This window comes from Paenibacillus sp. FSL R10-2736, from assembly GCF_038000245.1.
GTDB classification, from domain to species: domain Bacteria; phylum Bacillota; class Bacilli; order Paenibacillales; family Paenibacillaceae; genus Paenibacillus_AQ; species Paenibacillus_AQ phytohabitans.
Genome location: NZ_JBBOBN010000001.1, coordinates 3,888,317 through 3,900,584, shown reverse-complemented (window position 1 = coordinate 3,900,584; position 12,268 = coordinate 3,888,317). Strand labels below are relative to the sequence as shown.

The following is a 12,268-nucleotide window of genomic DNA, read 5'->3' as shown; positions in this document are numbered from 1 at the left end:
ATACAATAGCGAACGACAATTTCGAAGGAGGGCTTCAAGTGACAGATAAAATCGTAGGTGTATTCGATACAGAACAAGAAGCGACCAGAGCAATTGAAAGTTTACAGAGTCAAGGGTTCACTAACGACGATATTTCAGTAATTACACGGGATCGTGATGATTTAAAAAGCATTTCCGAGGATACAGGAACGATGGCGCCGGAAGGGGTAGCAACAGGAGCGGCAACCGGGGGCGTAGTCGGCGGAATCACCGGATTACTTGCAGGAATCGGCGCACTCGCTATCCCGGGGATAGGACCGATCCTCGCGGCAGGTCCCATTGTAGCCACTTTGACAGGTGCTGCAATCGGCGCAGGTGCAGGCGGACTCGTGGGCGGATTAATCGGACTCGGCATTCCGGAGGATGAAGCGCGTGATTACGAAGGATATGTGGACAGCGGCAAAATCCTCGTCCTCGTTGACGACAACGGTCGCGGCAGGGATATCCATAATGTTTTCCGGGGCAACCGTTCCCTTAATGCAAGCCGTTATGACAGCCTCTATGCCGATGATACCGTAAACAGCACACTGGCAGACCGCGGACCTACGAATCCCGATATTATTCCTGAGGATACGAGGGTCGGTAACACGCTGGGTAACAGAGGTGCGATGAACGCCGACAGCGATCCGGATCTCTATAACCGCGACAAATTCTAAATGTGCAAATTGGCCTGAACATGATCATAAATGATGAATGAAAGCAAGGACTGCCTATCAGGAGATGTTGGCCTGGGGCAGTCCTTATTGCTTTTATCCAGAGGTTACCATTTTGCAGAATAAAGCCATGTCAGGTTAAGCTAAATAAGCTTTTTCGTCATTATATAATCAGTCTGTTCCTCATCCCCCATATAGAAAGAGTGCGTCCCCGTCTGGACAAACCCCATTTTTGTATAAAAAGCAATCGCACTCCCGTTTCGTTCCCACACGCCCAGCCAAATTTTCTCGATATCCCGCTCTACCGCAATTGCTATGGCTTTATTTATCAGATATTTTCCAAGTCCCTGTTTGTGAAAGGGTCTCCTGATATAGATCCGCTCAATTTCAAGCGAATGGTTACCCACATATTCAGATTGGGCTTCATTCGTGTTTACCTTCAAATACCCGGCAAGCTCCCCTTTAGAATAGATGAAATAGAATTCAGAAGCGGTATTAGATAACTCGATATTTAATTGCTCCAGGTTAAAAGCTTTCTCTAAATAGGCTTGCATAACTTCTGCAGAATTTTGATGCTCAAATGTATCCCTGAAGGTCTCAACACTAATTTCTTGAAGTAAGCCCAAATCGCCGGCCGAGCATTTTGTTATAGTTATACTCATTTATGATTCCTCCTTATCTCAAACATTCTTCCGTTATTATATCTACCCTGTATAACCTGAACTTCAGAGACTAGAGACACTGACTAAAATCCTGCACGAAATACAACATTCCCGGCAGAATATCGAGTATATTCGAAAATTGTTGTAGAAAAAGCAGCATTTCCCTGTGTTTGAGCCGCTATGCGTGGTCGATTCTTGTATTTCATACAACAATCCTTACGAATTACCTTGGATCAATACATACAAGTTGCAATTTGTACAACATTTAGGACTGTTCGCTCGGGTAATCTTGCCGTGTCTGCTGCAGCCCGCAATATTATTTCACAGGGGGTAAAAAAATAGTACATGATTTATGTTGCATTTACAACAATAAATCTGTAAAGTGAAGTGAAATTTCAATACATGAAAAATTCACATTAGAAACTCCAGCATTAAAAAGAAGCAAAGTACCAAACAAAGAATACAAACAGACAAGGGAAGCAGACAAGAAAAACATACAAAGAAAAACCGATGGGAAAAACACACAAACAAAAACAGATGGAGAAAAACAGACGAGAAAGACACACAAACAATAACAGACCAAGAACACACACAAACTAAAATCGGCTAAGTAAAACACACAAATAAAAATTGACCAAAAAAGCACACAGACAAAAACAATTGAAATAAAAAGAAGGACGGAATCAGATGGATAAAACAATTCAATATAGAGCAGCAGAAGAGCAGTGTGGATCGACAGAAGACCAGCAGAAGACCAACAGAAGAACAATAGAAGAACAACAGAACACCAACAGAATACCAGCAGAAGATCAACGAGAAGATCAATAAAAGATCAACAGAAAACCAGTAGAAGATCAACAGAAGACCAAAAAACTTGTTGATATAATATCACTATGTGAAAATTTCATAATAGTTTGATTAGATTGAAAATCTCACCATCTATATTTACTTTAAATAACTTCTCAATAAATAGATCCCTATAAATAAACTCCCAAATGAAATAATCACAATAGATAAGTCCAGTCAGTACAGGTATCCAGCTGCCAAGAAACATAAAACACCACACCTCAACGGGTGATCTAGATGAAACTTACCAATTGTATATTTCGTTACCTTAACTTGGCGAGCTCTTCATGACTAATCCGCATGTAATGCGGACTGAGATACCGTTAAACATTCTGAAATGCCCCGATTTTTACTCAAATGAACAAGATAACGGAATCTCAGTCCGCTTGAGCAAGCAAGGCCACTTCGCCGCACTGATACCAGAGATTCTGCAAATTCAACATATGAAAAATTCACAATAGAAATACAAAAAAAACCACCGCGTACCTACCCACCCATACGCCTTAAGCCAAACTCAACATGTACCTATCAACTTTTCAAACCGGAAAAAGGAACTTTCAATTCAAACCCTTCCGATATCCTGAATTTTCACTTGGGCATTACTTGTTGTGAATGATGGGAAATAGGGTTTATACTAGGGATACAAGTAAGTCAAAACAAACTGTAAACAACCCTATCAAAGAAATCATATCAAACAACCCTATCAAACAATCCATATCAAACAATTCATATCAAAGAATCCATATCAAAAAACACCCAGGAGGTGTCCTATGGCGTTTATGATTGCCCAGCGGGCGTTTATAAAGGTATATCTGATTACGATGGTGGAACAGCACAAAGGATACGGTTATCAGATGCTGGAGGATCTGCGGAGAGATTTCAAAGCGTATGGGTATTCTCCTCCCCAAAGTGAAATTTACCGTGCGCTGCATGAATTAGTGCAGCAGGGGATACTTTACCGCACGAAGCAGCTAAAGGGCAATGATCCCAAAGTCGATTTTCAGGAGATTGTCCTATACCATTTCACTGCTGACGGGGAGGAGAAGGCCAAGCTGTACAAAAAGCAGGTGAAGACTGATCTGGACCGCTGTCTGGGGATACTGAATAAGGCGGTAGCAGACAACTTCTGAAGCTAATCTATTGACCTGTCATTCTGCCCGTGGCTCAGGAATCCTCTTCTTCGGTATCCTGGCCCGGAGGGGTGACAGGTGAGCTTGCACTGCCGTAATCCTCGACAGCTTCCCAGGCACCGGCGTCATCGAATCTCCCGCTATGCTCCTGCCGTCCCTGGCCTGCGCCGGAAGGCGGCGGAGTCATGACTTCTTCTTCCACGGGACGCACGTCTGAATTCTGGCTGGACGGGGCATATTCAACGGCGTAACGGGTGTAGGGGATGGCTTCAAGACGTTCATAAGGAATTTCTTGCTTGCTGATTTCACAGATGCCATAAGTACCTTCTTCGATCCGCTGCAGTGCAGCTTCAATATCGGTTAATTCTTCGGATAGCGAAGTGTTGATGGACAGGTCGCGGCTGCGTTCAAACGTTTCGGTTCCTGTATCGGCAGGGTGGTTATCAACAGAAGAGAGTTCTCCCGTAGAGAGTGTGAGTGAATCGCCCAGCAGGCTGTCTTCAGCCCCATTGCTGGAGAAATGCTGTTCCAGTTCTGTTTTGCGCTCCTCAAGTAGCTGCCGGAGCTTAGTTAACTCTGATTTTGATAAGTGGCTCATCGGGTCATCTTCCTTTCGGGTGTGTGAGTAGTTATACTGTTGTAATCTTTCCTTACCCTATTGTCCCGGAGTGCAATCAGCAGGCTCCGTTCTGCTGAAATGCAACTTTAGTGATGTTTTCAGGTTGCTTTCACCCTGTTATAATAATTACTGCCGGATGAATGCAGCATAACTTTGGAGGTTACTTAAATGGACGAACATATGAAACGCCGGTTGGACAAGCAAAGAAAGCTGTTCAGCCAGCTCGGTATTACCCTGGATGCACTTACTATTCATGAGAAGGAATTCAGCATGAAGCTTCGCGGTTACGATGCCGAGGAAGTGGATACGTTTCTGGATAGTGTAATTAAGGATTATGAGCGGTTCTATGCTACCATTGCCGATCTGATGGATAAGTGGCAGGAGCAGCAGATTGAAATGAAGGAGTTGAAGGCCGAGACCAAGGCAGCAACAGCACCTGCTCCGGTTATCAAAGGGATCGATCCGCTGGATTTGGAAGAAATTATTATTAAACTGGAAGCCAATGTACGGCAGCTCAAGGACAGATTGCCGCGCACAGAAGGATATTTGTAGGGCTGCACACCTGGAAACCGGTCTGCTTGTTAACCTTTGCTCCAGCCTTTACAATTATAGGGAATGCAGTATATTATAACGCAAGATGGGGGTTGGACCATTGCCGGAGAAGCATGCGTGGAGCTTGAAGATCCGTGGCAAAATCGCACTTGGATATGTCATCATTTTATTAATGCTGGGGCTGTTTCTGGTTATCGTCTCCAACAGGATTACCAGCCTGGAGAAAGAAACCGTGTTTCTGAGTGACCATGATATCGAGGTTCATGAACTTACATATCAAATTGAAAAAAATGTACTGGATATGGAGACCGGGCAAAGGGGATACGCCCTTACCGGGGACGAGTCTTACCTGGAGCCATATAACAACGGTCTTGTAGAATGGCGGATTAATTTCGCGAAGCTAAACGGTCTGATTATAGATAATCCGGAGCAAGTAGGGAACCTGAATAACATATCAGATAATATTGAGAAATGGATCGATGAGGCCGGTCAATATGTAGTTGATCTGAAGCGGAATGGCCAGGATGAGACTGTAAGTGCTTTTTTTCGCAATGATGCAGGTAAAATTGTGATCGATGCGATTCGCTCACAATCCGATTACTTCCGCGATATTGAACGCACGCTTACCAATGAGCGTATTAACAATCTAAAAGACAGCAACCATAAGCTGCTCATTACGATGTACATTCTTTGGGGCCTCGTAGCCCTATTAGCCTCACTTATTACCTATCTGCTCTCAGCCAGCATTGTGAATCCTTTGCACAGTGTGATCCTCGCCATTAACGAAATAGCCGGCGGAGGGAATAAGTCAGAGCGCATCAAAGTGAAGACGTTTGATGAGATCTATGAATTGGGAGAAGCGACCAATGGCCTGCTGGACACTGTGCAGCGGGATCAGTGGAACAGCGAACAGCTTACTTCGATGTCCATTGCACTACAGGAAACGACGGATATGGCTGCTTTGTGCCGGATCTTTATCAACCGCCTGTCGCTGATGCTGGAAATGTAGTACGCTACTATATTTGTGCTTAACCGGAATGAGCTTTTTGAGCGGATGTACTCGTATGCTGGAGCCGAGAACAAAGAAGCCCGTTTAAGCGGAGATCTCGTTCAGCCTGGAGCGGGTTTGATTGGCCAGTGCGCATTAGATCAGCGGGTTAACATTATCGAGCATCTGCCGGAGGATTATGTTTATATCTCTTCCGGGCTGGGCAGGACGGCTCCGCGGTTTGCGGTCATCGCTCCGATTGTTTTTGAGAACAAGACGGTAGCGGTGCTGGAGGTTGCTGCGCTTACACGGTGGGCTCCTTATCATTTCGAGCTGCTGAATGAATTGCTGCAAATGATGGGCGTGACCGTCAATTCCGTGATGACCCGGATGGAGATTCAGAAGCTCCTGCATGATTCACAGGTTATGAATGAAGAGCTGCAGGTGCAATCCGAAGAGCTGCAGGTGCAATCGGAGGAGCTTCAGGTACAGACTGAGGAGCTGCAGAACCAGACCAGTGAATTGCTGACAGTGAACAAGGAGCTTGAGGATCAGAAGTCTGTGGCAGAGAACGCAGCAATAGAGCTGGAGCGGTACAATGAACAGCTTGAGCTAAGCTCACGCTATAAATCGGAGTTTCTGGCCAATATGTCACATGAACTGCGCACACCGCTCAATAGCATGCTGATTCTCTCGCAGCTGCTTACAGAGAACCGCAATCACACATTGACAGAAGAAGAACAGGGATATGCCTCTGTAATTTACAATTCCGGCAGTGACCTGCTGAGTATGATTAATGATATTCTTGATCTCTCCAAGGTGGAGGCCGGCAAAATGCTGGTGGAAATGGATGCCGTTAATCTTACAGAGCTGCCGTCCCTGCTGCAGGGTTATTTCGGTAAGCTTGCTGAGGGAAGGAATTTAGAATTTGAAGTGAACATTGGCGCGGAGGTTCCCGATCTGTTCTTCACTGATGAAATGAGGATGCACCAGATCCTGCGTAATCTGCTATCCAATGCATTCAAATTCACACAGCATGGTTCAGTCTCTGTGGATGTCCATAAGCTGGATTCCTACTCGGATATGAATTACGCCATGAATGAATCCTTACTGTCCTTTGCTGTAAAAGATACGGGTATCGGCATTTCGGCGGAGAACCGCGAACTGATCTTTGAGGCCTTCCGTCAGGCTGACGGGACGACTGCGCGCAGATTCGGAGGAACCGGATTAGGGCTATCCATCTCGCTACAGTTGGCTAAGCTGCTGGGCGGACATATCAGCCTGGAGAGTGAAGAGGGTGCAGGCAGCACGTTCACGCTCTATCTTCCATGCCGTGAGCTGGACAGCGGGGAAGAGCCTGATAGCCTCACGGGGCAGACTCAGGCAGCAGCAGCCTCTGAACAGTTAGAGTCTGCCGGGCGGGAGACTCAGGTCAACAGCAAGGATTTACTGTTTGAAAAGGAATTCCAGAAGCTTCAGGGCAGAACTGTGCTGATTGTAGATGATGATGCACGTAATATTTTTGCACTTCAGAAGGGCCTGGAGCCTTATGAAATGAATATCCTCACTGCCCAGACAGGTTACGAGTGTCTGCAGATGGTCAGAGAACAGCCTGACTTGGATATTGTATTGCTTGACATCATGATGCCGAATCTCGATGGCTACGATACCTTGTCGATTATCCGGGAAGAACTATTACTCACAGAGCTTCCGATCATTGCAATTTCAGCCAAGACAATGAAGGAAGACCGCGAACGCTGTCTGACTGCAGGAGCATCAGATTTCATAAGCAAGCCTGTAGTAATGAAAGATGTAGTCACCCGGATGTGCCGGTGGATCCAGGAACGGGCTTAATAAGCCTACAACTGAAGAGTCAGGCAAGAACTCCTTCTACAGGGTTCTGTCTGACTCTTTTTTATACGAAATAAAGGGATTATTATGCATAAATACTGAATAATGGTGCAGACTACAACGATACAGCCAGACCGGCAGGGGCCAAACTTGACTTTTCGAAAAAGCCATTGACGGAATACAAGGTATGATTTATTATGAGATCATAAATGATCATTTATATGCAAGTGGCGTGTTACCTTAATAGGGCATGAGCCAAGATCTGATCTCATTCGTTTGAGTCAGTCTTGGCTCTTTTTTGTGCGAAAAATCAGGCAATGGACGGAAAGGAGGGAGAACTTGGCGAGGGAAAACGAACAATTTCAGGTTTTGCGGGTGATTGGAAATAATGTCGTGATGGTCCAAGGAGGCAAGAAAAGCAAGGAATATGTGATTATCGGCAAGGGCATCGGTTTTGCGCTTAAAGACGCAGGTGTGATTGATGCGGATGATCCCCGGATTGAGAAGCTGTTTCGGCTGGAGGACCGGGAGGAATGGAGCCAGTATCAGATTCTGCTGGAAGATATAGATCCCAAGGTCATGAGGATTACGGATGAGATTATTTCGGATATCGCCCGTGAGTTTCCCGGCAAGTTAAACGACAAGATCTATTTGGCGCTCCCGAGCCATATCCAGTTCACCATTTTCCGCTTGCGTAGCGGGATGGACATTGTCAATCCATTTCTTGAGGAAACCCGGATGACCTTCCCCAAAGAATTTGAGATCGCTTACAAGGCAGCGGAGAAGATCAGTGCGGAATTCGAGGTGCGGATTCCTGAAGATGAAGTCGGATTCCTCACCTATCACGTATATTCTGCGGTCAGCAATGTGCCGGTTGGCCAGCTGGTCAAAGCCTCCAACATCGTCAGTGATCTGATGGATATGATCCGCAACGAACGCAATATTATTTTTGAACAGGGCAGTATGAATCATGTCCGGCTGATGGTACACCTGAGATTCTCTATTGAACGGATTCTGCAGGGTTCGCTCATTGATAATCCATTCGTGAAGCATATCAAGAAAGAATACAAGGACGAATACAAGCTGGCTCTCAAAATGGGAAAGATCATGCAAGGCAAGCTCGGCGTAGACGTACCGGAAGAAGAAATATGCTTCCTTGCCATGCATCTGCACCGGTTATTCCAGACCTTAGAGAAAAATAAATAACAGCAGCAAGGAGTGACATTTATGTTTTCCAGATGGAAATCAAAAAAAGAAGAGAAACATGCTGAAGCAAGTATTGAGATATCCGCTCCGGTCAGCGGGCAAGCCGTTCCGTTATCTGAAGTACCGGATGAGACATTTGCCGGCGGGCATATGGGTAAGGGAATTGCCATAGAACCGACCGAGGGCAGATTAATCGCTCCCTTTGACGGAACAATCGCCCATGTGGTCAAAACCAATCACGCACTTATCCTGGAGCATTCCTCCGGTCTGCAGGTCCTGATGCATATTGGGATCGATACGGTCAGCCTGAAGGGAAACGGCTTCATCAGCAATATTGCCACCGGAGATGAAGTGAAAGCAGGCCAGACGTTGATTGAATTCGATCTGGAGGCTATCCGCACCGCCGGATACCGTACCATTACACCGGTCATTGTGACCAGTAACGCGGAGTATACGCCGGTTGTGGACTTCCATTACGGCTCCGTTACTGCAGGGAAGAACAGTATTCTTACAGTGGCTTCAAAGCTATAAAAACATATACGTACTAATATGAAACCGGGAGATGATTTCATTATGTTAGCTTTTTTACAGAAGTTAGGGAAGTCTCTGATGCTTCCAGTCGCCACATTGCCGGCAGCAGCGATTCTGCAAGGGTTCGCACTCATTAACTACGAGAAGGATTTCCCTCTGGGGGCAGCAGGCAGATTCCTGAATCAATATGTTGCACCATTCCTTAATGCAGGCGCAGGTGCAATCTTCGGCAACCTTGCTCTAATCTTTGCCATTGGGGTGGCTATCGGATTCGCAGGGGATGCAGTAGCCGCGCTGTCGGCACTCATAGCTTATCAGATTCTTGACAGTATTCTCAAAGTAATACCGGCCCAAATGCCGTTCATCGGTGACGATGTGAAGCTGAACATGGGTGTACTCGGCGGTATCTTTGCCGGAGCCTGGGCAGCATTCCTGTACAAGAAATATCATAATATCAAGATGCCGGATTGGCTTGGCTTCTTCGCAGGCAAACGGTTCGTTCCTATCATTACTGCAGTAACTACAATGGTTCTTGCTGTTCTGCTCGGTATGATCTGGAGCCCAATTCAGGATGTAATCAGTGACTTTGGTACCTGGGTCGTCGGTCTGGGAGCTGTAGGTGCATTTATTTTCGGCACTGCCAACCGTCTGTTGATTCCTTTTGGTCTGCATCATGTCATTAACGCAATTGCCTGGTTCCAGATTGGTGATTTCACGAACGCTGCCGGAGATATTGTACACGGTGACCTGACGCGCTTCTTCGCCGGTGATAAATCTGCAGGGATATTCATGACTGGCTTCTTCCCGATTATGATGTTCGCACTGCCTGGTGCGGCATTGGCATTCATTCATACAGCCAAGCCTGAGAAACGCAAAATGGTCGCTTCCATCTTTATCGGTTCGGCGATTGCCTCGTTCCTGACGGGTATTACTGAGCCTTTGGAATTCTCTTTCATGTTCCTTGCGCCGGCTCTGTATGTTGTACACGCTTTGCTTACCGGTTTTGCCGGATTCCTGATGTATGTGCTGGACGTGAAGCTCGGGTTCGGTTTCTCAGCCGGGTTAATTGACTACCTGCTTAACATGAAGCTCTCCACCAATGCGTGGGTACTGATTCCTGTGGGGCTTGCATTCTTCGTTCTGTATTATGTGCTGTTCCGGTTCATTATCGTCAAGTTCAATCTCAAAACACCAGGCCGTGAAGATGACACGGATGATGAAGCTATTGACTTGGGCAAAGGAACAACAACCGTATCAGCTTCTTCCCGGGCTGCCAAGATTCTGGAGAACATCGGTGGCCCTGCGAACATCCGCAGCATCGATGCCTGCATTACCCGTCTGCGACTTAACGTTAACGATGACAAGGCGGTTAAGGACTCTGCACTTAAACAGCTTGGCGCTTCCGGTGTAATGAGACTGGGGCAAGGGGCTGTACAGATTGTATTCGGACCGCAGTCCGAGCAGATTAAGGATGATATCCAAAAGCTGATGTAACTCTGCAGCGTAATAGTTATTCCGAAGCGGACATCTTGGATGTCTGCTTTTTTTTATGTAAACTATTGCAATATACATAATACCGAGTATAATACTTGGTATAAAGAAATTAAGGAGTCGGTACACATGTCAATCGATGATTATCTGGATCTTCTAAATTACGCCATAGCAATTAACGATGAACAGTGGCAGGCTGATCTCCTGGATCGCTTGAAGAACTATAAAGAGCTTGCGGAAGCACAGAAACAAGTGGATAGCGTAAGAGAGCTTTGGTCGCGGTTCGATCACATTAACTTCATGCTGCTGCAGTTATTCGATAAGCTGAGAGATCATGAGGATGATGAGGGTAGCGACCGGTGGAAAGAGCAGATTTGGGAGCTGAAGATGGAGCGGATTACCGTAGCCAAACAGATTCAGGATCGGTATATCAAGATCAGATAGATCAGGCAAGGGATACACGGAGATATAATAAGGTAGAAGATACAGAAATATAAATAAAAAATAGACATAAAAAATGGCATGCAGTTAGTCTGCTCTGCCATGATATGCGAATATAATGTTAGAGTGAATTTAGCGGATTCACTTCAACAACTTGCGGTCACTTACTTGGACATTTGCATTCCTTCACGCATCATGGTCATACACATAGTCATCATTTCATCGCATTCCTGCATTTTCTTCATCATCATGTCCATATCCATGTCCATCATGCCCATTTCGGTCATTTTTTCCATGCACATCTTCATGTTCTTCATCTTGCACATCATGTCCTCCATACACATGTTCATCATCATTTCCATACACATCTTTTCCATCGTTAGCTCCACCTTTCAATTTATAATAGCTTACACTTTTTAAATTACTATATTTTACCGCCCAGAGCAACCTGTCTATACTAAATAGGTGCGTTATTTCATTAATTTTTGTCACATTTATGGATATTCTGACCTTGCGGATGGTAATTATCTGAATACTTAACATGGACATGTAGGGTACGGGTAGTGCCTGTTAATTGAATATTCATCGAACTTAAGGCCCCACTTTTGGGGTTATTTTGCGTATCGGCAGCTCTTATGGTAAGAATGGGATGAATATTTGAAACGGGAATGATACAAATATGCTTCAGCCTTCGTCTTACTTATAGCTGCAGCGGATAAGGAGGATTACCTGATGGACATTCCGGAATCAGACAACTTTAAATCGATTTTTTATACACATTATCCAATCGTGCGCCGAAAGCTGTCCGCGCTTGTAAGGGATGAGAGTGCAGCCGATGATTTGGCGCAGGAGGTATTTCTGAGACTATACAGAAATCCGCCGGATGATCCCGAAGCTCTGGGAGCCTGGCTGCATAGAGTGCTTACACGGATCGGATACGATTACCTGAACAAGCAAGTGCGGGAGCGAAGACTGATTAATAAGCAGGAGTTAATGTACGACACAGATGCCTCAGCCCCTACGGGGGAAGAAGTAGTGCTGGGCAAGCTGGACCAGGAAGATGTGCGGAGCTGGCTGGACGGGCTTCCCGAGCGGGACCGGCAGGCTCTGCTGCTTAAGTATTCGGGTTACAGCTATGCAGAGATCGCCGGAGAGCTCGGTGTGAAACCGCCGGTGGTAGGCACGCTGTTAAGCCGGGCTACCGCCAAATTGAAACAGCATGCGGTGAAGTCGCTTCCGCAAGAATAAGATCATCCGGG

The 12,268-nt window shown here is 45.9% G+C and carries 14 protein-coding genes; 11 read left to right on the top strand and 3 right to left on the bottom strand.

Annotation, left to right across the window (positions count from 1 at the left end):
* Positions 1-38: 38 nt before the first annotated feature.
* A complete protein-coding gene (locus NSQ73_RS16825; RefSeq protein ID WP_340987366.1) occupies positions 39-695 on the top strand; it encodes a general stress protein in 657 nt (218 codons plus the stop codon).
* 140 nt (positions 696-835) lie between these two features.
* On the opposite strand, the gene NSQ73_RS16820 is transcribed toward NSQ73_RS16825, so the two are convergent.
* The gene (locus tag NSQ73_RS16820; protein ID WP_340987365.1) at positions 836-1,354 is read right to left on the bottom strand and encodes a GNAT family N-acetyltransferase; all 519 of its coding nucleotides are present in this window, start codon (positions 1,352-1,354) and stop codon (positions 836-838) included.
* 687 nt (positions 1,355-2,041) lie between these two features.
* Between NSQ73_RS16820 and NSQ73_RS16815 the strand changes: the two genes are divergently transcribed.
* Together NSQ73_RS16815 and NSQ73_RS16810 are read left to right on the top strand one after the other, a co-directional pair.
* Positions 2,042-2,182: a hypothetical protein gene (locus NSQ73_RS16815; RefSeq protein WP_340987364.1), complete on the top strand. Its 141-nt coding sequence runs from the start codon at positions 2,042-2,044 to the stop codon at positions 2,180-2,182.
* 788 nt (positions 2,183-2,970) lie between these two features.
* A complete protein-coding gene (locus tag NSQ73_RS16810) occupies positions 2,971-3,330 on the top strand; it encodes a helix-turn-helix transcriptional regulator (protein ID WP_340987363.1) in 360 nt (119 codons plus the stop codon).
* 34 nt (positions 3,331-3,364) lie between these two features.
* On the opposite strand, the gene NSQ73_RS16805 is transcribed toward NSQ73_RS16810, so the two are convergent.
* Positions 3,365-3,928, bottom strand: coding sequence for a TraR/DksA C4-type zinc finger protein (locus NSQ73_RS16805; RefSeq protein ID WP_340987362.1), 564 nt, complete (start codon positions 3,926-3,928; stop codon positions 3,365-3,367).
* A gap of 189 nt (positions 3,929-4,117) precedes the next feature.
* Between NSQ73_RS16805 and NSQ73_RS16800 the strand changes: the two genes are divergently transcribed.
* The 7 genes from NSQ73_RS16800 to NSQ73_RS16770 all read left to right on the top strand — a co-directional run bounded on the left by NSQ73_RS16800 (position 4,118) and on the right by NSQ73_RS16770 (position 11,012).
* Positions 4,118-4,501 carry a DivIVA domain-containing protein gene (locus NSQ73_RS16800; protein ID WP_042136936.1) on the top strand — a complete coding sequence of 128 codons (384 nt, stop codon included), beginning with the start codon at positions 4,118-4,120 and terminating at the stop codon, positions 4,499-4,501.
* A 100-nt stretch (positions 4,502-4,601) separates the two neighbouring features.
* Positions 4,602-5,510, top strand: a complete 909-nt coding sequence (locus tag NSQ73_RS16795; RefSeq protein ID WP_340987361.1) for a CHASE3 domain-containing protein — start codon at positions 4,602-4,604, stop codon at positions 5,508-5,510.
* Positions 5,511-5,555: 45 nt separating this feature from the next.
* Positions 5,556-7,343, top strand: coding sequence for an ATP-binding protein (locus NSQ73_RS16790; protein WP_340987360.1), 1,788 nt, complete (start codon positions 5,556-5,558; stop codon positions 7,341-7,343).
* A 336-nt stretch (positions 7,344-7,679) separates the two neighbouring features.
* A complete protein-coding gene (locus NSQ73_RS16785; RefSeq protein WP_081972071.1) occupies positions 7,680-8,546 on the top strand; it encodes a PRD domain-containing protein in 867 nt (288 codons plus the stop codon).
* 21 nt (positions 8,547-8,567) lie between these two features.
* Complete coding sequence (locus NSQ73_RS16780; protein WP_340987359.1) at positions 8,568-9,077, top strand: PTS sugar transporter subunit IIA; 510 nt, start codon at positions 8,568-8,570, stop codon at positions 9,075-9,077.
* Between the two features lie 42 nt (positions 9,078-9,119).
* The gene (nagE, locus tag NSQ73_RS16775; RefSeq protein ID WP_340987358.1) at positions 9,120-10,571 is read left to right on the top strand and encodes an N-acetylglucosamine-specific PTS transporter subunit IIBC; all 1,452 of its coding nucleotides are present in this window, start codon (positions 9,120-9,122) and stop codon (positions 10,569-10,571) included.
* Between the two features lie 126 nt (positions 10,572-10,697).
* Positions 10,698-11,012: a hypothetical protein gene (locus tag NSQ73_RS16770; protein WP_076244921.1), complete on the top strand. Its 315-nt coding sequence runs from the start codon at positions 10,698-10,700 to the stop codon at positions 11,010-11,012.
* Between the two features lie 161 nt (positions 11,013-11,173).
* On the opposite strand, the gene NSQ73_RS16765 is transcribed toward NSQ73_RS16770, so the two are convergent.
* Entirely contained in the window at positions 11,174-11,386 is a 213-nt protein-coding gene (locus NSQ73_RS16765) for a hypothetical protein (RefSeq protein ID WP_039292850.1), read from the bottom strand.
* 355 nt (positions 11,387-11,741) lie between these two features.
* Here NSQ73_RS16765 and NSQ73_RS16760 point away from each other — a divergent pair, with 355 nt between their 5' ends.
* Positions 11,742-12,257: a sigma-70 family RNA polymerase sigma factor gene (locus NSQ73_RS16760; protein ID WP_042136946.1), complete on the top strand. Its 516-nt coding sequence runs from the start codon at positions 11,742-11,744 to the stop codon at positions 12,255-12,257.
* Positions 12,258-12,268 lie beyond the last annotated feature (11 nt).